This is a genomic window from Intestinibaculum porci (assembly GCF_003925875.1).
GTDB lineage: Bacteria > Bacillota_I > Bacilli_A > Erysipelotrichales > Coprobacillaceae > Intestinibaculum > Intestinibaculum porci.
On sequence record NZ_AP019309.1, the window covers coordinates 1,721,785 to 1,746,075 of the forward strand.

Consider the following 24,291-nt stretch of genomic DNA (forward strand, 5'->3'; position numbering starts at 1 on the left):
TATTAGTCAGCAGCTTTCATCTGAGCAGCAACTTCAGCAGCGAAATCTTCTTCTTTCTTTTCGATACCTTCGCCAACTTTGAATCTGATCATTGCTTCTACTTTACCTTTACCTAAGTATTTAGCAACTGTCTGATCTGGATCCTTAACGAATTCCTGATCTACTAAGCAAACTTCTTTGAAGTTTTTCTGTAAACGACCAGAGATGATTCTTTCTAAGATGTTAGCCGGTTTTGGTTTAGCAGCTTTCGCATTTTCTTCTTCAGCCTGAGTCTTTAAGACATTTAATTCTCTTTCACGTACGTCAGCTGGGATATCTTCTTCAGTGATGTACTTAGGAGCCTGAGCAGCAACGTGCATTGCAACGTCTCTTGCTTTTTCTTCAGTAGAATCAGCGATCTTTACTAAAGCAGTAACGCTGCCACCCATATGTGAGTAAGCACCGAATACTTCGTTATCATTCTTTTCAACGACAGCGATTCTTCTTAAAGTTAATTTTTCACCGATCTTACCAGTTTTTTCTTTGATTAATGTATCTAAGTCTTCACCGTTGACATTTAATTTTAAAGCAGCTTCAACATCAGCTGGTTTATTCGCACAAACAGCCTGCGCAATTGTGTTTACTAATTCAACGAATTCCTGGTTTTTCGCAACGAAGTCAGTTTCTGAGTTGACTTCGACAACAGCAGCTGTATTACCATCGATATGGAATGCAGTTAAACCTTCAGCAGCGATACGGTCAGCTTTTTTAGCAGCTTTAGCGATCCCTTTTTCTCTTAACCAGTCGAAAGCAGCTTCGAGGTCACCGTTTGTAGCGTCTAAAGCTTTTTTACAGTCCATCATACCTGCGCCAGTTTTTTCACGTAATTCTTTTACTAATTTAGCACTTACAGCCATTTTTTATTCCTCCACTATGTATTTTTATAAAAAATAAGGAAGCTAACGCTCCCTTATTTATGAACAATATTAGTTATTGTTGTTAGATGCGTTATTGTTGTTATTGTTTCTTGGGTTTCTGTTTCTACGAGCGTTCTTATATCTAGGACCTCTTGATTTGTTTTCTTCTACCGAAGCAACAGCATCATTCATAGTAACTTCTTTGTCTTCTTCATCTTTTACATAAGCAACAGTTGTTGGTTCACCTTTTGCTTCACAGATCGCATCAGCCATAGCTGCAGTGATTAACTTAACAGCACGGATTGCATCATCGTTTGCAGGGATTACATAATCAACTTCATCAGGATCACAGTTAGTATCAACGATACCAAATACTGGGATACCTAAGATTTTTGCTTCGGCAACTGCGTTATGTTCAACTTTAGGGTCAACAACAAATAAAGCGTCTGGTAACTTCTTCATTTCTTTGATGCCGCCTAAGTTTCTTTCTAACTTATCTTTTTCCTTTAACATTAAGATTTTTTCTTTCTTAGTGTAAACGTCTAAAGAACCGTCTTCTTCCATCTTTTCTAATTCGATTAATCTCTTGATTCTCTTAGTGATTGTCTTGAAGTTTGTTAAAGTACCACCTAACCAACGAGAATTAACATAGAATGAGCCAGATCTTTCAGCTTCAGCCTGAACAGCTTCCTGAGCCTGTTTCTTAGTCCCTACGAATAAGACTTTACCACCTTTAGCAGCGATATCCATCATAGCTTTGTAAGCTTCATCGATCTTTTCAGATGATTTCTTTAAATCGATGATGTAGATCCCGTTTCTTGATGTGAAGATGTATGGAGCCATCTTTGGGTTCCATCTCTTTGTCTGATGTCCGAAATGAACACCAACTTCTAATAATCTTTTCATTGAAATTACAGCCATTGTAACTTCCTCCTTTTCGTTTTTTCCTCCACTGTTTCTAACTATCTGCACCTTTTTGGCACTCGCAGATAGAATCCACAAGTGTGTGTAATTAAAACACCTTGAGTATTATGACATAAATAAAAAAGGTTTGCAACACCTTTTTGCTAAGAAGCAATATGAGTAATTATTTTTACATTTTTATTCATAATGATTATTATAAAAAGATTTTATGCACATATTAAATAATTGGCTTGAAGGATGATATATCTATATTAAGATCATTTAGATTGTTTATTACTCTATTATCATATCACAATCTTTATAATAAAAAAGCATGAAGGATCTTACTTTGACCATTCATGCTGCTAAATAAAATATTACGATATTTGATGCTGAGTCGAACTATATATAGTTCTTGTGCTTTAAAATTTTATTTTAATTATTGTTCTTGCAAACATCATTAATATACTTGGTAGTTTGTTTCCCAGTTGGCAAATAAACTACTTCATAGACATATTTCTGCTCGCTCTCTTCGGTATCATCTTCATCATAATCACTAGAACTAGAGCTATAGTTATTATAATCATCTGAATAGTCATCATCCGAATAGTCATCATCTGAGTAATCATCATCCGAATAGTCATCATCCGAATAATCATCATCTGAATAGTCATCATCTGAGTAATCATCATTCGAATAGTCATCTTCATCGTAATAAACTCTTTGAGTATTATTAGATTTAAATGATAGAGGCACTATTGAGTTATGGATATCATTATTTGTGCTTGCGAATACAGTGCTTTGTAAAGAAATAGGTTTTAATACATTATCCAACGTTTGACTGTCGGTGATAATATTATCAGAGGAAGGCGCAAATATGATTAGCATTGAGTAGGTTCTATTCGAATAATCATAGATTTCCGGCTTAGTTATATCTTTTTCTAGATTATCAAAATCATAGTGGTACTTTTCTGATTTTTCTTCAGTGTCTAGTTTGTACGAATCAAAATTATATTGGATTTTATTTAGTCTTCCTTCTAGTTCATCAAGGGATACAGGATCGTCACTATTCTTTAATCGAACAACTGATAATTTTTTATTTTTAAAATAAAATTCGCCACTATCATAATCTATACTAGATACGGTAACGCACGCTAAATTATACCATTTTATTGATCCTTTATGATTAGTCTCATAGCTTAGAGCGTTCTTTTTACTTAACTTTTTAATTGCGGATATATTCTTTTTATAAGTATCATTAAATCCAATATTTTTTGAAATATATGATATAGGTAAATGTGTTAATTTATATTCTCTTTTCATCTTTTCATTAATTTTAAGATAAATTGAACCTGAAACATACACAAGAACAAAGCATAATAAAGCAATTATCACTTTTCTTTTCTTTTCATCCCTTAATGCTTTATTTAATTTATATGGAATTTTATTATAATCCTGATAACAAGAGTGAATCTTTCTTTTTAGATCATCAATTTTTTCCTTTTTATCCTTAAAGTCAGAATTGTCAGAATTTTTTACTAGTTTCTCATAATCTTCTAAATCTTTTTGGAGATCATTAACGAGTTTCTCTAAATTATTCTGATAAACATCTAAAATCGTTGCTGTCTTCTTTTTGATTTCTATTTTCTTTTTGAGCCCTTTGGCTTTTAATAGTTCTTCTCTTAAGCGTTCCCGTCTTTGCATTCTTTCCTGATAAATTTTTGTGATATCACTGAGCTTCTGCGGGAAATTATTTTTGATATTTTGATAGGTATTGTAGTTAAAAGTGATATACGATATGAGTCTTACTCTATTTTCATTTAAATGATTATTGAATTCATCATAAGAAAAATCAAAAGATTTATTTTCAAAATTCAAATTAAAATCATTAAAAGATATAATTTTATACTCTACTAGTTTTTTAAATAGATCCTCTGGTAAAATTTTAAAGTGATCATTTATCCGTTTGATAAGTTGATCCAAATCACAATCTTCATAAATTGAACTCTTATAAGATAAGTCTTTAAATATGTAATTCATGCATTCAATTAATTTATCATCATTATTAAAAGCTTGTAGAAGTATTTGATATATTCTTTTAATACTTTGAGAGTTTTGGCTTTTATCAAATGTAAAAATATTTTGATATATTTCTTCGTCTGTTTTTTTATTGTAATTTTTAATGATATCTATGTAGGGGGTTAAATCTAATTTAAAGTCACCATTTAAAAAGCTGTTAATATCCGATCTACATTGTTGATAAAGTTTGGGCAGCAAAAGATTCTCGATCCCAAGAAACAAAGGTATTTCTGCCGTCTTTTTATCTAGTTTATGATATTTTATTAAGGAACCATATATATTCAAATTAGAAGGATCCTTTAAAAAAGCTTCATAATAATAGTTTTCATCTTTTTTTTTGATCAAGTATTCTTTGCGCAGTTTCAGGATCATACTGATCAAGTTCTTCCTGGTTCATCTGGCCATATTTAACTAGTAATGACTCGGTGAGGGTTTGCATATAATTACCTATATTCTCAATAAGATCTTCACTTTTTAAAAAGTAATTACTTCCTAATGACTTACCAAGTTCATTAAGTTGTTCCTCAGCTTGTTGTTTAATATAAGTCACTAATTTATAAAGTTCTTCTGTTGCTTTTTTCTCTTGTTTGTTTACTGCTGCATTACTTACTAAATCATAAGCGATCATAGAGGAAACAGAATTTGTAATTACTCCGAACCCCGGTCCAGTTATTGTGGAAGCGGCTTGGGCTTTTGCCTGATCAATTGCCTGTGAACCGGCTTGATCTATTTCCTTTACTGCGTTATTATAATAGCTTTTTAAAACATAAAGCATTTCTCGAAATTGGTTAACGTAAGGATTATCATTCACCAAATTACTGTCACTAACTATATATGAACTATATATTTCAAATTCAGTGGCATATTTGTCTATTATCCCCTCTAAATCCTCCCAATTATGCAATTTAAAATTAAAGTTAGTCATTTTATAACGTAATTCTCTCGTCAAGTTAACGTTTAGCATTGTTAATGCAACTCTAATTTTCAGTTGATCTGAAATCTTATAATGATTGCCTAAAAAAACCACATCAACTAACATTTATTATCACCTCATAATTATTTATCCGTATGTTTTTATTTTATCATAGAAGTCACATAAATTATACAGAATTATTTATATTATTTTATATGTTATCTCGATGTCAGTCATATTATGAATACCATAATGCTCATTAATCCCTTTTTTGGTTTCCAAACGATGAAGAAAGATTGCGAAGATGATGAGAAGTGATGCTAACAAAATGATTAGCTTTTTCTTAGAAATCTTGAGATGGAGTTTAAGATCGTCATTTGAGAAGAGACTATAAAGAAAAGCTGCAATAAAGGTGGCCAATAAGAGCTGTAAACTATAATGAGGGTAAAAAAGAATTATGATTTTGATTGCAAGGTTTGCAAAGCACATAATTATCACGATAGCCATCATAAATAATATGAAATCTAGCATGCTGGTTTCCCCTCCTCTTCTTGCTGATCCAAAAAACAATAATTCAAGAAACAAGTTTATCATAATGATATTTGAATGCATAGTGATCTTTATTAATTAAGGGAACTTTCAGCTGCTATAAACATTTTGATTCTTTTCCCACCACTTTCAAATGAAGACAAAAAAAGAGCTTAGTCATTTTGACTAAACTCTCCCTATTACGGTGGATTTTAGCTTAACTTGATGAAATCTTCGCATGTCTTTTTTTTATTTGGAAAACTTTTTTGTGATTCTCTTATTTTTAGCATTTGTGTAGGTAAAGCTGTGCTCGCGAATAGTCCATATACGATTTTTGTCTTGAGTCCGAGTACGATCAATTTTACCTGCTTTTGTTTTATAAATCTTTGTATGACATGTGAGGACAGTAGAACCTAAATATTTTTTATGTTTTCCATTATAATCGATCTTATAGAAACGATAGCTCGCTTTTAATACGTTTTTCTGATTGCTTGTATATGTAGGCTGGCTATAATAGAAAGCCTTCTTTCCCAATGTCTTTCCTGCTAGACTGATGCGCTGTTTTGTATTTACAACTTTCACGCCATCACTTGTAAACGTGGCTAAATACGCCTGAGCTGTCTCATCTTCATCTCTGCTGTTTTTTGCAAACACAGCATGTTTATCGTTGATCGCATCATCTTGGATCAGGAAAAGATTATCTCCAAGCTTTTGCGTGCTTCCCTTATTGATGTCGTAAGCATTTAAAGTTTGTTTTTCGTCCCTTTTTCGAAAAGAATATAATGACTAGCCTGATCATAGCTATTAATTTTTTTCAGAATCGTTTTTGATGTCTTATGGGCGAGATCATACTTTAGCAAATCACCGACATTGCCATTATATTTTGAATAAAAAAGATATTTACCATTCGTAAAGGCATAACTATAAGTATCTTGCTGAACCGTCGTATAAGGGCCATTTTTGCTTGTGCTGTAGCAGATACCTTTAAGAGCGTCGTTCTTAAAATAGTAATTACCAATCTTATTCGCATGGTCATACTCAATAAACTGATAAGCATCTTGTGCATGTACCTGCATGATTGCACCACTTTCCATGGTGAGTGCCGAAATTAATACACATAATGTTTTTTTCATCTTCATTTTCCTCCCAAAAAATTATGTTATTCTCAAATTATACTGTTTATGATAAGTATTGTAATCAGCTATACTGATCATTAAAGGCGTATACTGAAGATCACCTAACAGTATTATAGCATATTTTTACAATATTGATTAAAAATAAGATTATATTGTTTATAGTCCTGAAGCAAGAGTCTTCATATGCACGCAAAAAAAAATGATGGTTGCCCATCATTTTTAAGAAAATTCACTTTCATCAGTCTTGAAGTCAAATAAGCTGTAAATACCATAGACACCAGCACCAATAATCGTATTGATCAGGGTTGTCGGTAAGAGTCTTAAGCGCACAAAGCTTAAGAATGTTAAGGACGTCACATCCGTTGCGACCATCAGGTAATACACAACCAGCTCCTTAAGTAATAAGATAATAAACATCAAGACTAAATATTCTAATAGCGTAATATGATCATTGCGATAAATATAGCTGCGCACAAAGGCGATCGCCACATAGACTAAAACGTAGATTAATAATGAGTTAGAATACACCACGCAATAGTATAAACCACATAATGCACTAAAGAAGAAACGTTCTGACGGATCATGCAAGGTCATTACCAATAATGTAAACATCATTAACCCGATTGAGGGGATAAAGCTGATGCCCGTCTTAGATAAGTTATAAGGCAGGAAAAAGCTGATGATACTATCAAGCAGATAACATACAATCATGATCAGGAAGTTTTTATATAACTGCTTTTCAATCATGCGTTACTCCTCTGAACGACCGCTACATAGCTTAAATCATCAAAGTCTACGGATGGTTTGACAGTGACAGTCTTCCCGGTTGCGGAAGCGTTGTTGCTTAAGCCTTTAACAGTGCCGACAAGAATACCTTTTGGGGTTTTCCCTTTGCCGCCTAAACCACTGGTCGTTACACTTGAACCCACTTTTAATTTATTTACGGTAGAAAGCATCTGCACTTTATACGTCTGACTTTCCACATTGTAATCATTTAATAAACCATAATAATATTTACCATTAGACTTGATCATGACCGGCAGCTGCACAGAGCGATCTTCACTCGTTAATAAAGTCACCGTTGAAGATACGCGGTTAACACTTGAGACAATCCCGATCATTCCTTTAGACGTAATCACAGCCATGCCTTTCTTCACATTAGAACCGCTGCCGATATCAATAATGACTTTGTTATCCCAGTTTTCTGAATCACGTTTAATAACCGTTGTATATTTGACTTTATAATCGGTTGGCAGCGATTTGATCTTAGTAATCGAACGCATTTCCTGTAATTCATCCGCTAATACATTATTCAAAGCCAGCTCTCTGGCATAGTTATCAAGGGAACGTTTTAAACGTTTGTTTTCACGATAAACTTCTTTGAGTTCATTATATTCCCCTAACACCCCACGTACATAATTCAGTGGTGCTTTGATCACATAATACTCGACATTAGCGACTGTATCTCTGACTATTCCGGATCCCGGAATATTGTTTGTGCTTGTCAAAAGAGAAATCACACTGGCGGCTACTAGGACAATGGTTATCCAGAACATCCGCTGACTCCTCTTATCTTTTTTATTAAACACAGTCCTCACCTCAAGCAAACATTATAGAGGAAGGCTCATTAAATTGCAATTATTTATCGTGTGCGTTATACAATGTTTCAGCTTTCATGCTGTAATACTGATGGGCCCCGATAATCAGGTGATCAAGAACATCAATGCCCATCACCTCACCCGCTTCCATTAAGTGCGAGGTGGCGATTTCATCATCTAAGGAAGGCAGTGCTTCCCCGGAAGGATGGTTATGCACGGCAATCATCGCCGAGCCGTTATGGGCTAAGACTTCTTCAAAGATTTCTCTAACGGAGATGGTCGTCGCATTATTAGGACCAATAAACATCAGTTTGCGAGCTAATAAGCGATGCTTATAATCTAAAATGAGAATTTCAAAGTGTTCCTGCTTAAAATCACTCATATCTTTCATATACTCATAAATATCCCGTGGGGTATTGAGTTTAATCCCCGGCTTAATTGGAACATTCAAGCGTTTGGCTAATTCGCCAATGGCTAATAACTCTACTGCTTTCGCTTTCTTAATACCTTTGATGCTAATCAGCTTGTGATAGGTAACATGTTTTAAACCCTGCAGCCCATCGATTTCTCTTAATAAACGCGTTGCTAAGGTCATAACGGATTCATGACGGGAACCGGTATGTAAACATAAAGCTAATAATTCAGTATTGCTTAACGCACCAATCCCCAAGGCAATCGCTTTTTCCCGTGGATTTTCTTCCGGCGGTAAGGATTTGATCATCAGTCATTCCCCCATTCAATAGTAATAATCTTCGGCAGGGAAATGCGGCCGCGCTTTGAGCGCCATAAACGATAGAACGCGGCGCCTAATAAGGCATAGACAATATACTTCATCGGACCACCGCCATTTAAGCTGCGCATCTTTTCTTCAGACAATTCATACATATAATCAACCGCTATAAGTGTGGCGAGGAAAGACTTATAGTTTTCCTTTCAAGAGTCAGGGGCCACCAGGCTTTCATCTCCCCCTACTTAATTAAAGACATTTCAGGGAGTGAATCTCACAAAAAAAATGAGGAAAAATTTTCCTCATTTCTTATCGCTTACTCAAAGCTTGCTAATTTTTCTTTAGCAGCTTTATATTTAGCCTCATAATCAGCCTGTTTTTTCTTTTCTGCTTCAACTTTTGCAGCTGGCGCTTTATTGACGAAGTTTGGATTAGAAAGCATTTTCTTCGAACGTTCAAGTTCTTTTTCTAACTTTGCAATTTCCTTTTCAGCTTTCGCTTTTTCCGCTTCCATATCAATGTAAGCTCCTAAGTTGATCGATAACGTATTCCCGCCTTTGATGACTGCATTCGCGCTATTGCGATCAACCGGCAGGTTGTAGCCAGCCACTTTCGCATTAACTAACTTAGCAATAAATGGTGCCATATCCTGAAGTAAATCTTCTAAGTCATCGCTGTTTGTCGACATGATATATGCGACTTCAACGCTGTTTTTGATGACGTACTGATGTCTGATTTCACGAATGGCTTTGACGATATCAATTAAGTAAGCGAACTGATCATCAATCTTATCATTAGCGAAACGTTCATCAGCTTCCGGCCAAGAAGCGATCACAATCGATTCTGCTTTATGAGGAATCGCCTGATAGATTTCTTCCGTCACAAATGGCATGAATGGATGTAATAAACGTAACGTCGCATTTAAGACATACACTAAAGTCGAACGCGTGGCGATCTTGGCTTGCTGATCATCACCATTTAAAGTTTCTTTCGCTAATTCGATATACCATGAACAGAATTCATTCCAGATAAAGTCATATAATTCAGAGCCAACATTTCCAAATTCAAATTTATCCATATTGTTATTGACGGAAGTAATGACTTCGTTTAAACGGTTTAAGATCCACTGATCAGGTAAGTTCAAATGCTCTAAAGTAATATCATCATAGCTCATATCTTCATCAATATTCATTAAAACGAAACGTGCGGAGTTCCAGATCTTATTGATAAAGTGGGAAATGGATTCCAGTTTTGATGGAACATAACGCATATCCTGACCAGGTGCGGTATTGTTCGTTAAGAAGAAACGTAATGTATCCGCTCCATACTGATCAATAACATCCATTGGATCAACCCCGTTGCCTAAAGATTTTGACATCTTACGACCCTGTTCATCACGGATTAAACCATGGATTAAAACATGATTGAAAGGACGACGTTTAGTGAATTCTAAAGACTGGAAGATCATTCTTGAAACCCAGAAGAAGATGATATCATAACCAGTCACTAAGGTATCCGTTGGGAAATAACGCTTGAATAATGGCGCCTCAGTGTCTGGCCAGCCCATTGTACTAAATGGCCATAACGCACTTGAGAACCAGGTATCTAAGACATCTTCATCCTGTTTCCAGTTTTCAATATCTTTTGGCGCTTCTTTACCGACATAGACTTCGCCCGTCTGTTTATTATACCAGGCTGGAATCTGATGCCCCCACCATAACTGACGGGAAATACACCAGTCTTCAATGTTTTCCATCCACTGGGTAAAAGTCTTTTCAAAACGTTCAGGAACAAAGTTAACTTTGTCATCTGTTTCCTGATTCTTTAAAGCGGCCTGGGCTAATGGTTTCATCTTGACGAACCACTGCTTAGATAAACGCGGTTCCACGATCGCATGAGAACGTTCACTATGACCAACCGGATGGACGATTTCTTCAATATGATCCACGACGCCAGCGGCTTCAAAATCTTTCACTAAAGCATCACGGCATTCAAAGCGATCCATGCCTTCATATTTACCGCATAACGCATTCATATGACCATCATCAGTCATACAAATTGGCATTGCTAAACCATATTTCTTACCTAAAGCAAAGTCATTAGGGTCATGGGCTGGCGTACATTTCATAACGCTGGTCCCTTTGCCAAGTTCGATATAATCATCAGCCATGATTGGTAAAGCTTCACCATTAGCTGGGTTGATGGCTTTCATGCCAACATATTTGGTATAACGTTCATCATCAGGGTGAACGAAAATCGCCGTATCCCCAAACATTGTTTCCGGACGCGTCGTTGCAACAACTAAGGTATCATCACTGCCTTCAATCTTATATTTGAAGTAGTACATATAGCCTTTGATATCTTTATGGTACACTTCGATATCCGATAAAGCGGTTCTCTGAACAGGGTCCCAGTTAATAATACGTTCGCCCTGATAAATCAGACCTTTGTTGTAAAGGGTGACGAAAACGGTCTTTACCGCTTCGCTTAAACCTTCGTCTAACGTGAAACGTTCTTTCGAATAATCCAAAGATAAGCCTAATTTGGCCCACTGGCTACGAATAATAGACGCATATTCTTCTTTCCAGCTCCAGGCTTTTTCTAAGAATTTTTCACGGCCTAAATCATAACGAGAGAGACCTTCTTCACGCATTCGGGCTTCAACTTTCGCCTGTGTGGCGATACCGGCATGGTCCATTCCTGGCAGCCATAAAGCATCATAGCCCTGCATTCTTTTATAACGGATAATAATATCCTGAAGGGTTGTATCCCAGGCATGTCCTAAATGTAATTTCCCGGTGACATTTGGTGGCGGAATAACGATACTGTATGGTTTTTTAGACGTATCGCCCGCTTCAAAATAGCCTTTCTTAACCCAGTTGTCATATTTATCACCTTCTACTTGATGGTGATCATACTTATCTTGTAGTTTCATCTTCTTCTCCTTTAAATAATTCTTTGTTTTCTCTGATATAGCTGATAACTTTCTTTTCAAAGTTTGTCCCGGCAATCATTGATTTATAGGCGGCGGTAAAATCAGAAAAGTTATATTTCGCATACTCCCCGTCTTCTTCATCAGCGCGCATACCTTCCATGACTTCATTTAAACGCTTGGCGGCGTTTAACAGTTCAATGAATTCGGGCGCTTTGACATTGGTGAAGATGTCATCGATCGCGTCAACGTATGGTGCCATCGCCGGTGTCATAAAGAAGGAACGTAAACCAATGGAACTCGTTAAACACTGATTGATGTTGTAAATCCCATAGACGGTCTTTTCCACTTCATTGAGATGATCGAAGTAATTTTCATCTTCGTCTTCTTTCCGCTGGCATTCTAAGACAATCGCCCCCGGCAGATTCTCATCTTCACATTCATCGATGAGTGCCGGCGTAAGATGCGCATATTTGTCTTTGAAATCCGCTAGGCGCGCAGCTTGTCTGACTTTACGCTTGCGGCTTTTGTGTAATAAACGGATTAACACAAAGGCAAAAACAAACAGCGCCGCAAAAAAGAAGATCCAGGTAAAAAGAATCGCGGTCGCATTTCCTTGCTGCATAATGTCCCCCCTTTACTTATAAAAAAACGAGGCATCGCAAAGGACGATGTCTCGTGGTACCACCTTTTTTCGCATATTGCTATGCCTCAAAACTTTAACGCAGTTCTACGAAATAAGCTACTTCATTCACCTATTTAGCTCCCAGGCTACCTTCCATAACACTCCATGTCTCTTTTCACCAGCTAAGACTCTCTTTAATGCAGGCGGTTATGTACTCCTCCTGTTCAACGCATGTCTATTCTATCAAAGCCCAGGCTATTCGTCAATGGACGGCGCGATTTTCAATCAGAGATAAAGCTGTTTTTAAAACGTTTTCGCCATCCATCATCCCATAGTCACGCATTGAGATCATCGCACAAGGCGCATTTAAATCCTTCGTTAATTTGTCTTTGGCATAAAGAACCTGCGGACCTAGTAAAATGCAATCCGCATTTTCACCTTCCTGATGCACCTGACCCGCTCCCACGGCGATAATATTCGCGTCAATACCCTGTTCTCTCGCTGATCGTTTCATTTTCTCGACAAGCAGGCTGGTGGACATACCTGATGCGCAGCAAATGACAATTTTATACATATGATGTCACCCCATTTCCTATTTCTATTATAAGTGTAATGGCTTTCAAAAGCAAAACATTACTGATGATGAAGTGTCACTAATGTCATTTCTGGCGGATTAAGGACGCGCAAAGCAATATCACTAGCGCCAAGCCCCGCCGAGATATACATTTTCGTTGCCCCTTTTTCAAAAAGTCCGCGATCATATGTTGGAAACAGCTTCTGATGCGGCGCCACTAACGCGCCAATAAAAGGAAAACGAATTTGCCCGGCATGGGTATGGCCACATAAGACGAGCGGGATTTGATGCTTGACATAGACATCAAAACATTCCGGCCGATGACTTAATAAAATGCGATACATTTGACTTTCTCCTAAACCCTTGACCTCTTCGTCGATGATTTGAGCCTGTTCAATGGTTTTATGGGCTTTAAAGCTTGGATCATCAATCCCGGAAAGCAAGATTTCATCTTTGCCCTGATACAGTCTTACCGTTTCATTTCGTAAAACCGTAACACCGCATATTTTTAATCCTAAAATGAATTGCATGAGGTCCGTTTTATTAAGCAATGTCTCATGATTACCGCAAATAAAATAGACGGGCGCAATCGTCTGTAAGCTTTTCACATAGTCAATGACTTCCCCTAGCGGTGTGTGACTATTAACGATCACATCACCCGTGATGACAATCAGATCTGGCGCACAGCTTTTCGCTTTTTTCAAAAGTCGATGCTGTTTATAGCCAAACTTAGCCTGATGGACATCGGTAATCTGTAAGATACGAAAGCCATCGAAGCTCACTGGAATCCTTTCATCGGCAATATCTAATCGTTTGATAGTCAGACTTTTGTTATCCCGCACATACATCGTCATGAGCGCACCTAGCGCCAGTGGTATTAAGGCTTTTTTCATAGCGATCCTCCTGAAAGACAAAAAGCCAGGATACCCTGACTTAATGACATAATTTTAAAATTTCTTCCCAAACCTGTTCCACGCCGACTTTCTTCAAGGAAGAGAATCGAATAAAGACATCATGTTCTTCATCGAATCCTAAATCATCTTTAATAATCTTTTCATTCTTCTTCAGATCATTACGTTTTAACTTATCTTCTTTAGTCGCCACGACAATGACAGGAATTTTATAATATTTCGCATAGTCATACATCGTGAGATCATCATCTTTAGGCGGATGACGATAGTCCACTAACAGAATTAAAGCTCTTAAGTTTTTACGCTTAGTAACGTAGGTTTCAAACATTTCCCCAAACTGGGCAATGATCTTTGGCGGCACTTTCGCATAGCCGTAACCAGGCACGTCAACTAAACGCAGTTCATCATTGACATTAAAGAAGTTCAGCGTCCGGGTTTTACCAGGTGTCGAAGACACCTTGGCAAGACCTTCGGTATGGGTAATAGTATTAATAAAGCTTGATTTTCCGACATTAGAGCGACCAGCCATAATGAACTCTGGTTCATCACCGGCAGGCCACTGTGACTCCCAGGCAGCACAGCAGATAAATTCTGCTTTTTTAATGGTATACATCGTCTTCACCTATTTCGCCAAAGCGTTTTCTAAGACGGTATCAATATGATCCGCTAAGATAATCTTAAGATCTTTACGGACAGATTCTGGAATATCATCGATATCCTTTTCATTATCCTTTGGAATAATGATCGTTGAAATACCAGAGCGGTGTGCAGAAATAGATTTTTCCTTTAATCCGCCAATTGGTAAGACTTCACCCGTTAAGGTAATTTCACCAGTCATCGCCACATCGTTACGTACTGGCGTTTTGGTGAATGATGAATAGAGCGCGGTTGTTAAAGTGACCCCGGCACTTGGTCCATCTTTCTTGACCGCCCCTTCTGGGACATGAATATGAATATCCTGTTTTTCGAAATCTTTTTCACTTAAGCCATATTTTTCCGCATTCGCTTTCATATAGTCTAAGGCGATCGAAGCGGATTCTTTCATGACATCCCCTAACTGGCCTGTCACAATAAATTTGCCAGAACCTGGGAAGTGGTTCACTTCAATCGGCAGAATATCGCCGCCAAACTGCGTCCAGGCTAAGCCTGTGACAACACCAATCTGGTTTTCTTTCATCTTCTTTGTATGATCGAAGATCGCTTTGCCTAAGTAACCTTCCAGATCTTCCACCTTAATGGTGATATTATCTGGATGATCTTTTAAGATTTTTAAGACAGATTTACGCATCAGCGCTGCGATCAGACGTTCTAACTGACGCACCCCAGCTTCACGGGTGTAATGCTGGATGATGTACATAATGGTCTCATCTTCAATAGTGATCTGTTCTGGTTTAAGGCCATGTACTTTCAATTCTTTAGGAATGAGATGACGACGGGCAATTTCCACCTTTTCCTGTTCCGTATAAGAAGAAAGTTCGATAATTTCGAGACGGTCTCTTAATGGTCCCGGAATGGTGCTTAAATCATTGGCTGTTGCAATGAATAAGACCTGTGATAAATCATAGGGTTCCTCGATATAATTATCAGAGAAGAATGAGTTCTGCTCAGGGTCTAAGACTTCCAGCATCGCAGCTGTAGGATCACCTTTGTAGTCGCTCGCCATCTTATCAATTTCATCTAATAAGAAAACCGGATTGACGACACCGGCACGTTTCATGCCCTGAATAATACGACCAGGCATTGAGCCTAAGTACGTACGACGATGACCACGGATTTCTGATTCATCAGTAACGCCGCCTAAGGATGCTTTCACAAACTTACGGCCTAAAGCATGGGCAATCGATTTTGCAATCGAAGTTTTCCCGGTTCCTGGCGGACCGACTAAACAGATAATTGGCGCATTGAGTGACTGCGTCATCTGTTTCACTGCTAAGTGTTCCACGATTCTTTCTTTTGGTTTTTTCAGACCATAATGATCACCATCTAAGATCGCTTCAACATCGGCGATGTCTTGATTATCTTCGGTCTTTTCCCACCAAGGAAGTTTGATCACCCAGTCAATGTAAGTGCGGATGACATTGGCTTCTGGGGAAGAGGCTGGCATCATTTCATAACGCGTTAATTCTTCTGTTAACTTGTCTTTGATATTTTGTGGATAAGGGTTTTCCTTGATCTTTTTACGGATCGCATCGACATCATCTTCGCCGTTAGGAACATCCCCTAATTCTTCTTTAATCGCTTTTAGACGTTCACGTAAGTAGAATTCCTTCTGATTTTCATCGATAGATTTCTTAACTTTTTCGTTGATCGTTGATTCGATTTCATTAATTGTCTTTTCTTTCTGCATGCTTGCAAGAACTAATAAAAGACGTTTATTGATATCGGCTTCTTCTAAGATTTTCTGTCTTTCGTTGAGATCGATATTCATATACTGGCCAATCGCATCAGCGAGTTCCGACGCGCTTAAGCCCTGTGAAATATTGGCATAGAGTTCACGTGGGAATAAGTTGACATTCCGATTGATATACTGCATCTGTTCCGTAATCTTACGTACTAAAGCTGTTTCTTCGTTAGGATCGCCAGGAATATCTTCAAGATATTTTACTCTTGCGAAGTAACATCCTTCTTTTTCATAGAAGAATAAGATTTCGCAGCGCTTTTCCCCGGCGCTCGTCAGCTTGATGGTCCCATGGTTATCTTTTTTTACCCGTCTGACAATTTTGCAGACAGTCCCATAGTGATAGATCGTATCAAAGTTGATTTCTTCCTCTAATGGGTGAATCTGCGATACGAATACAATATTGCCATCATAGAGATCTGTCGCATTGCTGATGGCCTTTAACGAAAAAGGACGGCCAACATCCATCGCACTTTCGTGCCCTGGGAAGACTAACATGCCACGCGTACAAATCACTGGCAGATCAAGTGTCATTGTATCATCCATAGGTATACCTCCTTATATCATTTGTGAAAACAAGGCGCTTAGTCAAGCGCCTTATTGTACACTTATTTGTTTTGCGTTGTTATTTTGCTACGTTTTCTTTCACAAAATCAAGAGCTTTCTGGTTAGCGATATCAGCTTTTAAGCGTTCTTCGTTACCAGTGAAGATCTTTCTGATTTCATCAGCATCACGGCTGTAGATTTCTGCTAATTCTTTGATCTGGTTATCGTAGTCTTCATCAGAAACTTCGATGTTTTCTGCCTTAGCGACAGCAGCGATAATCACCTGGAATTTAACACGTTTTTCAGCGTCTTCCTTCATTGATTCTTTTAAGCTTTCCTGAGTCTGACCAGTGAACTGGCAGTATAAATCTAAGTTCATACCCTGACGCGCTAAGTTATCGCTTAATTCAGAGACCATTCCCTGAATTTCTGTTTCAACCATTGCATCAGGTACTTCAACAGGGTTTGCTTCAATTAACGCATCAACGATATCGTTCATGAACTGATTTTCCGCATCCTGTTTTTTGCTTTCTCTTAATGTTTCTTTGATGTTATCTTTTAACTGATCTAATGTTTCGACACCATCGATGTTAACATCTTTTGCTAATTCATCATCGATTGCTGGTAAGATCTTTGCTTTGATTTCATGAACTTTAACTTTGAAGACAACAGGAGCACCCGCTAAATCTTTAACCTGATAATCTTCTGGGAAAGTGACGTTGATTTCTTTTTCTTCGCCGACTTTCATCCCGATTAACTGTTCTTCAAAGCCAGGAATGAATGAACCTGAACCGATTTCTAATGGGTAGTTTTCACCCTTGCCGCCGTCAAATGCAACGCCGTCTTTGAAACCTTCGAAATCGATATTAGCGGTATCGCCTTCAGCGACTTCACCATCATTCTTCACTTCTAATTCAGCGAATTCATTCTGGTACTGAGCTAAACGTTCATCAATTTCTTTAGCAGTCACACGAACTGCTTTCTTTTTAACATTTAAGTCTTTATATTGTTTTAATTCAACTTCCGGAGCAACTGGTGCTGTGAAAGTGATTTCTAATTCGTCTTCTGTCATCTTATCGATGTTAGCTGTTGGCTGGCCAACTGGTTCAATATTATTATCTAAGAAAATAGCAGCGTATGAAGTCTGTAAGATTTCATCTGCAGCTTCTGATAATAATGCCTGTTTACCAACTTTAGCCTTGATTAAATTAGCTGGAACATGACCCTTTCTAAAGCCATCGATCTGCGCTGTAGCCGCGATCTTCTTTAAAGCTTTTTTCTGAGCTTCTTTCCATTCTTCAGCGGTGAAAGTAGCTTTCACTTCAACCATGCTTTTTTCAAGTTTTTTAACAGTTGTTTCCATTTACAATAATTCTCCTTTTTTACACTAACGTATTATACATGAATAGTCACTTGTTTGCAAGGCCTTTATCACTCTATTTCCTTGAGTGCTAAAAGCATATTTTCAACCTGTGACATCGATACGTTATAAGCGATTTCTAAGTCCATTTCATCGACTTCAATATTTTGCAGCGTTGCCACATAATAATGTAAAGCCGCTGCAACTAAACTATACTCATCTTCATAAATATCTTTTGGATAGATGACATATAAGTAATACTCTAAGTAATCTAAGCACTGATTTAAGAGACTGGCATTTTCATCCTCTAAAACGCGTACTAATTCCTTACCGATGCCATTATAGCACATCTGCTCTAATACTAATGGGCTATATGAAGGATTAAAGGTATAGTAGTCATGAAATTTTGATACTTCTAATTCTTCATCAACCTGCTGTTCAATCAGCGTTTCCATAATCAGCGTTTTCGCAAATGGCGGTTTCTTCGGATTTTCTAAGTACTGACGAATACTTGGCATGAGAATGCGGACATTGAGCTGCTGGAGCTGATCTAAAGCCATATAAAGCAGATCATCATTGACATCATCTTTATTTAAGATCACTTCAATTTCCTCACTAGAGAAAATCTGTTTCTTCTCATTACCGTACGCCGCATCCTGCTTGGCTAATAAAATCTCATCATAAGCCGTATTGAAGGCATTTTCATATTCATAAGGAATATAGGGCATCGATAACTCTTCAATGAGAATATTGATCGCTTCCTCATAATCTTCGCATTCCTTTAAGCTCATGATATACTGTCCAACGACATCATAGTAAGTTTCCTTAGCGACCGCTTTCGCGGCTTTCCCTTCTAACTTCGCCTTTTCAAATTCTCCTAAACTATTAAGACAAATGAGACGTTTAAGACGGACTTCTTCATCACTTAAATCTGCGAGTTTTTCTAATGCGGCAGCGTATTGCCCCGCAGCCATTAATTCATCGATCATTATTACACCTAGCAGCCAAGGCTGCTTCCTTTCTACAGTTTAACTCTACATCATAATCATCATTATGAACTGAGTATGAACACCATAAGAAAATGTGATGAAAAATATTCATCACATCTTAGGCATTGTTATTCTATCAAATTTTTTTCTCGATGACAAATCCTATACTCTATTCATCACCAAAAGAAACACCCATGGCTTTCGCATCACGCACTAATTCGCCATTTGGATCAACATGTTTCTGCTGACCAACTTTCGCAGCCCCGATGACTTCTTCTAAAGAAGTGTAACCCATCTTGTCACCATTAATAGTCACGACATTACCAAACTTGCCTTCTGCGATTAAATCGGCCGCTGCCACGCCGTAACGGATCGATAAAATACGGTCATAAGGGGTAATATCACCGCCACGGATAATATGGCCGGGGTTCACGCTGCGCACTTCATGATTAGGAATACGTTTTTCTAATTCGTTTTCTAACTGTTTTGCGATCCCGCCTAAACGTACTGGGTCTGGAGAATCTTCAACGATCTTGCCGATCACCTTTGTTCCATCCGCATATTTAGCGCCTTCGGCAACCGCAATGACAGTATAAGGTAAGCCTGCTTCATCACGGCGTTTGATCGCTTCGACGATATGATCAACGCTAAATGGAATTTCCGGAATCAGACAGATTCCAGCATTGCCCGCTAAACCGGCATATAAAGTGATCCAGCCAGCATCACGGCCCATTAATTCGCAAAGAATGACACGATGATGGGATTTGGCCGTTGTCTGCAGACGATCAATAAATTCCGTCCCGACACTCATCGCACTCATGAAACCATAAGTGACATCCGTACTTGCTAAATCGTTATCCATTGTTTTAGGGACACCGATGACATTGACACCCTTACGTGAGAAGTCACGAGCACTTGTTAAAGTGCCGTCACCACCTAAAACAACTAAGACATCAACGCCATCTTTCTTTAAGTTTTCGACGCCAACATCAGAGACATCTTTCTTTACTTTGCCGCCATGACCATCATCAACGAGATAATCAAATAGATTATCTTTATTTGAAGAATAAAGAATGGTGCCCCCTTCTTTATAAATATCTTCCACTTTATCTAATGTGAGTTCGACATAGTTATTGGTGTATAATCCACGATAGCCAAAAACAAAGCCAATGACTTCCCAGCCATATTTTGTAATCGCAGTTTTCGTAATCGTACGAATGACGGCGTTAAGACCCGGGCAGTCACCTCCGCCAGATAATAATGCGATTCTTTTTACTTTCTTTTCCATATTAACCTCCAAAGTGTAATCATTAATTTTCGACCATTAACTCTACCTACTAATTATACAATTTGTATGAAACATTGACAAGAAGATTTGTAAACGTTATCATGATTATTTTCACAAAGTTTCATAAATAGGCCTTAATCGCTTACATTTTTTCTTTTTTCAAAATAAAAAAAGACAAGCGCAAACTTGTCTACAAACGCTGCCAGGCAAAATCTTTGACGATTTCTCCCGCAATCATTAACCCCGCCACACTTGGCACGAAGGAAACGGAACCAGGAATATCCCGGCGATCGGTACATTTACGCGCTGTTCCAGGTGGACAGATGCAGTGATACAGGCAGGAATTTTCATGGTCATCAACCGGTTTGATCGGTGGTTCTTTGGAATAACAGACTTTGAGCTTTCGAATATGACGCTTCTTCAGTTCATGACGCATAACGCGTGCTAAAGGATCATAACTGGTTTTATAAATATCAGTAATTTCCAGCTTGGAAGGATCTAACTTATTTCCTGCGCCCATGCAGCTGATCACCGGAATACCGCGTTTATCGCATTCTTCAATAATGGAGAGCTTCGCACTGACGGTATCTAAAGCATCAACGACATAATCATAAGAATCCCAGTTGAAATCATCAGCCTGATCTTTTAAATAAAATGTCTGTTTCTTTTCGACAATCGCTTTACGATTAATATCATGAATACGCTCCTCCGCGACATCAATCTTATAATGGCCAACAGAAGAGATCGTCGCTAAAACCTGACGATTGAGATTGGTCAGACAGACACGATCATCATCGATCAATTCGAAATGATCAATTCCGCTACGCACTAACCCTTCAATGACATAGCCGCCGACACCGCCAACACCAAAAATGGCAACCTTTTTCCCCGGTAAGCGATTCATCGCTTCCTGGCCGAATAAAAGTTCTGTTCGTGAAAACTGATTTAACATATCCTACCTCCATAGTATGTTAATATTATACAAGAAAATGACAAACTGTAAAGACAATTTAAAAAAGCACCGATAAAAGGGTGCTTATACGCCGCCATAAGCGACGCTGTGTGTCAGTTTTCTGACGATATAACCAGCCATCATTAATCCGGCTACGCTCGGGACAAAAGAAACGGAGCCTGGAATAGCACGGCGCTTACTACCGCTTTCCTGCATCGCCGCGAGCGTTTCTAAATGTTCCTTCGAATAATGCGGAGCCTGGGGCTTTTCTAAAGAAAAGCAAACCGGGCATTTCGCAATGCGCCGTTTTTTTAATTCATGGCGCATGACTTTCGCTAAGGGATCGACTTTGGTTTTATAAATATCATCAATGCGGATGTAGCTTGGATCGATTTTATTGCCCATGCCCATACAGCTGATGATCGGCGTCTTCACTTTCTGACACTCTTCAATAATTGAGATTTTCGCTTTGATGGTATCAATTGCATCAGCCACAAAATCATAAGATGCAAAATCAAACTGATCTTTATTTTCAGGCAGATAGAAAGTCTTTTTAACTTCTACCTGGCAATCAGGATTAATAAGGGCAATACGCTTTTGAAAAAGCTCTACTTTATCTTCTCCAATAACATCACTGGTGGCGATGATCTGGCGATTGAGATTAGTCGCATCGACATCATCATGATCAACGATGATCAGATGTCCCACGCCGCTGCGCGCTAAGGCTTCGACAAGGAAGCCGCCAACCCCGCCAACGCCAAAGACGCAGACAGTGGATTGTTTGAGGGTCTCAATGGCTTCTTCTCCTAAGACAATTGAAGTACGTTCATAAAAAGGATTCATACTACTCTCCTTCATTATTTGTTTGTAAGAAAAGGACCGCTTCACTATTATCAATGAGGACATAATCTTCACAGGTATTGGATACGCAAAGCGGATCAAACGGTTTCAGAAGATAATGATCTAACGGATACTGACAATGGTTTAAGGATAAAACCGTATCCTTAAGTGCAAAAAGCGAAAAGTAATCATCAGTCACAGGTATATGATGATGACCTTTAGGCAAATAGGTAATCTTGTTTTGGCGATCATAAAGAGTGATCTTCGTATCCGGGTACTGCACTAACAGACATAGCGCCGCAAGCATATGATCGGCGCGGCCGCCTAAAACGCCATAAACATCAATCTCATCATGCCCCTGTGCAATAGCGTATTTGATGGCTAACGCCGTATCGGTATCATCTTTCTGCACCGGATGACGTTCTACCTGTAAATCTTCTAATAGCTTTTGATCTTCTAAAGAATCAAAATCACCAATAGCCAGCAGCGGCTTAATCCCCTGCTTATACAAATGGGCTAAGCCCCCATCCACCGCAATATAATCAATCCGCTGATCTTTCACCGGGCCATTATCCATGGCCGCATATAAACCTATTCTCATAATAAAGAGTCAATCGCTTCTTTACGGTTAGGATTTTTAAAGACATAACTGCCAGCGACTAACACGTCAACCCCTGCTTCTTTACAAAGCTGGCCGGTTTGCGCATTGATCCCGCCGTCAACTTCGATGACGTAGTGGTGATCCTTTTTCATGGCGGCTAACTGTTTGATTTTGTCAAGCGCGCTTTCTTTGAAAGACTGACCGCCAAAGCCTGGTTCAACGCTCATCACTAAGACTAAATCAACATCATCTAAATAAGGCTTGATGGCTTCAACGCTTGTCCCTGGCTTAATGGTAATCCCATTTTTTGCGCCTAGGTCATGGATTTGTTTAAGCAAAGCTTTGGTTTCTTCGACGCTGTCCATCGCTTCGACATGAAAGTTGACCAGATCAGCCCCTGCTTCGACAAATTTTGGAGCATAGAAAGCGGGATCAGAAATCATCAGATGGACATCAATAAATTTATCCGTTACCTTACGTAAATTGCCTAAAATGCCATAACCAAATGAAATATTAGGGACGAAGTGACCATCCATTACATCATAATGGAGCCAAGACGCGCCTTCTAATGTATCAATTTCTTCTTTCAGTTTGGTAAAATCTGCCGATAAGACAGATGGTGCAACGTTAATCATATTTATGTTCCTCTCTTTCTTTAACTTCCTTTAAAAAACTTAAATAGTGATGATAGCGATCCTCACTGATGACGCCTTCAGCCACCGCTTCTTTAACGGCGCAGCGGGGTTCGCTGTCATGGAGACAGCCGCGAAACTTGCATGAGGACGCTAAGGCTTTAAAGTCATGGTAAGACGTCGCTAATTCAACTGGGGTCATCTCTAATTCTAAAGAAGAAAAGCCCGGTGTATCAGCGACATAACCGCCATGCATAGCGATGAGCTCCGTATGGCGCGTGGTATGTTTCCCACGTCCTAAGGCATCAGAAATTTCATTGGTTTCAATCTGTAAATGAATATCTAACGCATTAAGAAGTGAAGACTTCCCTACCCCTGACTGGCCGGTGACCACGGTGCTTTTTCCTTTGAGGGTTGCCTTCACTTCTTCGATACCGATATGCTCTTTACTGCTGACAAAGATGACCTTATAAGACGCATAATCCTTTTGGATTTGCGCCATTAAGGAATCATCTAAATCAATTTTGGTAATGACAATAATCGGTTCAATGGAGAGATGTTCCACCATCGCGAGAAAGCGATCGAGCAGCACCCCATCAAAGTCTGGGTGGGTAATTGAGAAAACCAGCAGCGCCTGATCAACATTACAGATCGGCGGTCTCGTTAAGACGTTTTTTCGCGGGAGAAGCTTTAAAATATAGCCTTCCTGATTCTCATCGATATCAAACTCGACACGATCCCCCACGAGTGGTTTCTGTTTTGTTTTTCTAAATTTACCTCTTGCCTTACAGGTATAAACCTGTCCATTGCTGCTGACATAATAGAAGCCGGCAAGTGCTTTGATGATTTTTCCTTCCATTGAA

At 38.6% G+C, this 24,291-nt stretch carries 24 protein-coding genes and 1 other annotated feature; all 24 genes read right to left on the reverse strand.

The window, feature by feature from the left end:
* Positions 1-2 precede the first annotated feature (2 nt).
* Positions 3-896, reverse strand: coding sequence for a translation elongation factor Ts (tsf, locus tag SG0102_RS08290; protein WP_125119512.1), 894 nt, complete (start codon positions 894-896; stop codon positions 3-5).
* 69 nt (positions 897-965) lie between these two features.
* Positions 966-1,817, reverse strand: coding sequence for a 30S ribosomal protein S2 (gene rpsB, locus SG0102_RS08295; protein WP_125119513.1), 852 nt, complete (start codon positions 1,815-1,817; stop codon positions 966-968).
* 417 nt (positions 1,818-2,234) lie between these two features.
* Positions 2,235-4,250 (reverse strand): hypothetical protein, encoded by a 2,016-nt coding sequence (locus tag SG0102_RS15490; protein ID WP_179951163.1) that lies wholly within the window; start codon positions 4,248-4,250, stop codon positions 2,235-2,237.
* Complete coding sequence (locus SG0102_RS08305; protein WP_125119514.1) at positions 4,204-4,917, reverse strand: hypothetical protein; 714 nt, start codon at positions 4,915-4,917, stop codon at positions 4,204-4,206. Before SG0102_RS08305 ends, SG0102_RS15490 begins: the two co-directional genes overlap by 47 nt.
* Positions 4,918-5,568: 651 nt before the next feature.
* Positions 5,569-5,973, reverse strand: coding sequence for a hypothetical protein (locus SG0102_RS08310; RefSeq protein ID WP_125119515.1), 405 nt, complete (start codon positions 5,971-5,973; stop codon positions 5,569-5,571).
* Between the two features lie 89 nt (positions 5,974-6,062).
* Positions 6,063-6,452: a hypothetical protein gene (locus tag SG0102_RS08315; protein WP_125119516.1), complete on the reverse strand. Its 390-nt coding sequence runs from the start codon at positions 6,450-6,452 to the stop codon at positions 6,063-6,065.
* A gap of 222 nt (positions 6,453-6,674) precedes the next feature.
* A complete protein-coding gene (locus SG0102_RS08320; RefSeq protein ID WP_125119517.1) occupies positions 6,675-7,202 on the reverse strand; it encodes a hypothetical protein in 528 nt (175 codons plus the stop codon).
* Positions 7,199-8,044, reverse strand: coding sequence for a rod shape-determining protein MreC (gene mreC, locus SG0102_RS08325; protein WP_231999767.1), 846 nt, complete (start codon positions 8,042-8,044; stop codon positions 7,199-7,201). Before mreC ends, SG0102_RS08320 begins: the two co-directional genes overlap by 4 nt.
* 49 nt (positions 8,045-8,093) lie before the next feature.
* Positions 8,094-8,774 carry a RadC family protein gene (radC, locus tag SG0102_RS08330; RefSeq protein WP_125119518.1) on the reverse strand — a complete coding sequence of 227 codons (681 nt, stop codon included), beginning with the start codon at positions 8,772-8,774 and terminating at the stop codon, positions 8,094-8,096.
* Positions 8,774-8,938 carry a hypothetical protein gene (locus tag SG0102_RS15485; protein ID WP_170162784.1) on the reverse strand — a complete coding sequence of 55 codons (165 nt, stop codon included), beginning with the start codon at positions 8,936-8,938 and terminating at the stop codon, positions 8,774-8,776. Before SG0102_RS15485 ends, radC begins: the two co-directional genes overlap by 1 nt.
* 158 nt (positions 8,939-9,096) lie before the next feature.
* Positions 9,097-11,715 (reverse strand): valine--tRNA ligase, encoded by a 2,619-nt coding sequence (locus SG0102_RS08335; protein WP_125119519.1) that lies wholly within the window; start codon positions 11,713-11,715, stop codon positions 9,097-9,099.
* The gene (locus tag SG0102_RS08340) at positions 11,699-12,337 is read right to left on the reverse strand and encodes a DMP19 family protein (protein WP_125119520.1); all 639 of its coding nucleotides are present in this window, start codon (positions 12,335-12,337) and stop codon (positions 11,699-11,701) included. Before SG0102_RS08340 ends, SG0102_RS08335 begins: the two co-directional genes overlap by 17 nt.
* Positions 12,338-12,373: 36 nt before the next feature.
* Positions 12,374-12,574 (reverse strand) — a binding site (T-box leader).
* A gap of 25 nt (positions 12,575-12,599) precedes the next feature.
* Entirely contained in the window at positions 12,600-12,911 is a 312-nt protein-coding gene (locus tag SG0102_RS08345; RefSeq protein ID WP_125119521.1) for a PTS sugar transporter subunit IIB, read from the reverse strand.
* Between the two features lie 59 nt (positions 12,912-12,970).
* Positions 12,971-13,804 (reverse strand): metallophosphoesterase, encoded by an 834-nt coding sequence (locus SG0102_RS08350; protein ID WP_125119522.1) that lies wholly within the window; start codon positions 13,802-13,804, stop codon positions 12,971-12,973.
* A gap of 40 nt (positions 13,805-13,844) precedes the next feature.
* Positions 13,845-14,435 (reverse strand): ribosome biogenesis GTP-binding protein YihA/YsxC, encoded by a 591-nt coding sequence (gene yihA / locus SG0102_RS08355; RefSeq protein ID WP_125119523.1) that lies wholly within the window; start codon positions 14,433-14,435, stop codon positions 13,845-13,847.
* Between the two features lie 9 nt (positions 14,436-14,444).
* Complete coding sequence (gene lon, locus SG0102_RS08360; protein ID WP_125119524.1) at positions 14,445-16,766, reverse strand: endopeptidase La; 2,322 nt, start codon at positions 16,764-16,766, stop codon at positions 14,445-14,447.
* 79 nt (positions 16,767-16,845) lie between these two features.
* Entirely contained in the window at positions 16,846-18,129 is a 1,284-nt protein-coding gene (gene tig, locus SG0102_RS08365) for a trigger factor (protein WP_125119525.1), read from the reverse strand.
* A 68-nt stretch (positions 18,130-18,197) separates the two neighbouring features.
* Positions 18,198-19,115 carry a hypothetical protein gene (locus SG0102_RS08370; RefSeq protein ID WP_125119526.1) on the reverse strand — a complete coding sequence of 306 codons (918 nt, stop codon included), beginning with the start codon at positions 19,113-19,115 and terminating at the stop codon, positions 18,198-18,200.
* 169 nt (positions 19,116-19,284) lie between these two features.
* Positions 19,285-20,403 (reverse strand): 6-phosphofructokinase, encoded by a 1,119-nt coding sequence (locus SG0102_RS08375; RefSeq protein ID WP_125119527.1) that lies wholly within the window; start codon positions 20,401-20,403, stop codon positions 19,285-19,287.
* A 190-nt stretch (positions 20,404-20,593) separates the two neighbouring features.
* Complete coding sequence (locus SG0102_RS08380; RefSeq protein WP_125119528.1) at positions 20,594-21,355, reverse strand: tRNA threonylcarbamoyladenosine dehydratase; 762 nt, start codon at positions 21,353-21,355, stop codon at positions 20,594-20,596.
* A gap of 84 nt (positions 21,356-21,439) precedes the next feature.
* On the reverse strand, positions 21,440-22,198 hold the full coding sequence (locus SG0102_RS08385; protein ID WP_125119529.1) for a tRNA threonylcarbamoyladenosine dehydratase: 759 nt from the start codon (positions 22,196-22,198) through the stop codon (positions 21,440-21,442).
* Between the two features lies 1 nt (position 22,199).
* Positions 22,200-22,796: a thiamine diphosphokinase gene (locus SG0102_RS08390; protein WP_125119530.1), complete on the reverse strand. Its 597-nt coding sequence runs from the start codon at positions 22,794-22,796 to the stop codon at positions 22,200-22,202.
* Positions 22,793-23,431 (reverse strand): ribulose-phosphate 3-epimerase, encoded by a 639-nt coding sequence (gene rpe / locus SG0102_RS08395; protein ID WP_125119531.1) that lies wholly within the window; start codon positions 23,429-23,431, stop codon positions 22,793-22,795. Before rpe ends, SG0102_RS08390 begins: the two co-directional genes overlap by 4 nt.
* Positions 23,424-24,287 (reverse strand): ribosome small subunit-dependent GTPase A, encoded by an 864-nt coding sequence (gene rsgA, locus SG0102_RS08400; RefSeq protein ID WP_125119532.1) that lies wholly within the window; start codon positions 24,285-24,287, stop codon positions 23,424-23,426. Before rsgA ends, rpe begins: the two co-directional genes overlap by 8 nt.
* Positions 24,288-24,291: the final 4 nt, after the last annotated feature.

What these genes read in the sequence shown, in the direction of transcription:
- SG0102_RS08370 (WP_125119526.1), bottom strand. Translation starts at nt 19,115, where the DNA reads ATGATCGATGAATTAATGGCTGCGGGGCAATACGCTGCCGCATTAGAA.
- SG0102_RS08385 (WP_125119529.1), bottom strand. Translation starts at nt 22,198, where the DNA reads ATGAATCCTTTTTATGAACGTACTTCAATTGTCTTAGGAGAAGAAGCC.
- SG0102_RS08320 (WP_125119517.1), bottom strand. Translation starts at nt 7,202, where the DNA reads ATGATTGAAAAGCAGTTATATAAAAACTTCCTGATCATGATTGTATGT.
- tig (WP_125119525.1), bottom strand. Translation starts at nt 18,129, where the DNA reads ATGGAAACAACTGTTAAAAAACTTGAAAAAAGCATGGTTGAAGTGAAA.
- SG0102_RS08315 (WP_125119516.1), bottom strand. Translation starts at nt 6,452, where the DNA reads ATGAAAAAAACATTATGTGTATTAATTTCGGCACTCACCATGGAAAGT.
- SG0102_RS08375 (WP_125119527.1), bottom strand. Translation starts at nt 20,403, where the DNA reads ATGGAAAAGAAAGTAAAAAGAATCGCATTATTATCTGGCGGAGGTGAC.
- radC (WP_125119518.1), bottom strand. Translation starts at nt 8,774, where the DNA reads ATGATCAAATCCTTACCGCCGGAAGAAAATCCACGGGAAAAAGCGATT.
- tsf (WP_125119512.1), bottom strand. Translation starts at nt 896, where the DNA reads ATGGCTGTAAGTGCTAAATTAGTAAAAGAATTACGTGAAAAAACTGGC.
- SG0102_RS08380 (WP_125119528.1), bottom strand. Translation starts at nt 21,355, where the DNA reads ATGTTAAATCAGTTTTCACGAACAGAACTTTTATTCGGCCAGGAAGCG.
- SG0102_RS08340 (WP_125119520.1), bottom strand. Translation starts at nt 12,337, where the DNA reads ATGCAGCAAGGAAATGCGACCGCGATTCTTTTTACCTGGATCTTCTTT.
- SG0102_RS08350 (WP_125119522.1), bottom strand. Translation starts at nt 13,804, where the DNA reads ATGAAAAAAGCCTTAATACCACTGGCGCTAGGTGCGCTCATGACGATG.
- rsgA (WP_125119532.1), bottom strand. Translation starts at nt 24,287, where the DNA reads ATGGAAGGAAAAATCATCAAAGCACTTGCCGGCTTCTATTATGTCAGC.
- SG0102_RS08390 (WP_125119530.1), bottom strand. Translation starts at nt 22,796, where the DNA reads ATGAGAATAGGTTTATATGCGGCCATGGATAATGGCCCGGTGAAAGAT.
- lon (WP_125119524.1), bottom strand. Translation starts at nt 16,766, where the DNA reads ATGGATGATACAATGACACTTGATCTGCCAGTGATTTGTACGCGTGGC.
- yihA (WP_125119523.1), bottom strand. Translation starts at nt 14,435, where the DNA reads ATGTATACCATTAAAAAAGCAGAATTTATCTGCTGTGCTGCCTGGGAG.
- SG0102_RS08345 (WP_125119521.1), bottom strand. Translation starts at nt 12,911, where the DNA reads ATGTATAAAATTGTCATTTGCTGCGCATCAGGTATGTCCACCAGCCTG.
- SG0102_RS15485 (WP_170162784.1), bottom strand. Translation starts at nt 8,938, where the DNA reads ATGTATGAATTGTCTGAAGAAAAGATGCGCAGCTTAAATGGCGGTGGT.
- rpsB (WP_125119513.1), bottom strand. Translation starts at nt 1,817, where the DNA reads ATGGCTGTAATTTCAATGAAAAGATTATTAGAAGTTGGTGTTCATTTC.
- rpe (WP_125119531.1), bottom strand. Translation starts at nt 23,431, where the DNA reads ATGATTAACGTTGCACCATCTGTCTTATCGGCAGATTTTACCAAACTG.
- SG0102_RS08335 (WP_125119519.1), bottom strand. Translation starts at nt 11,715, where the DNA reads ATGAAACTACAAGATAAGTATGATCACCATCAAGTAGAAGGTGATAAA.
- SG0102_RS15490 (WP_179951163.1), bottom strand. Translation starts at nt 4,250, where the DNA reads ATGATCCTGAAACTGCGCAAAGAATACTTGATCAAAAAAAAAGATGAA.
- SG0102_RS08305 (WP_125119514.1), bottom strand. Translation starts at nt 4,917, where the DNA reads ATGTTAGTTGATGTGGTTTTTTTAGGCAATCATTATAAGATTTCAGAT.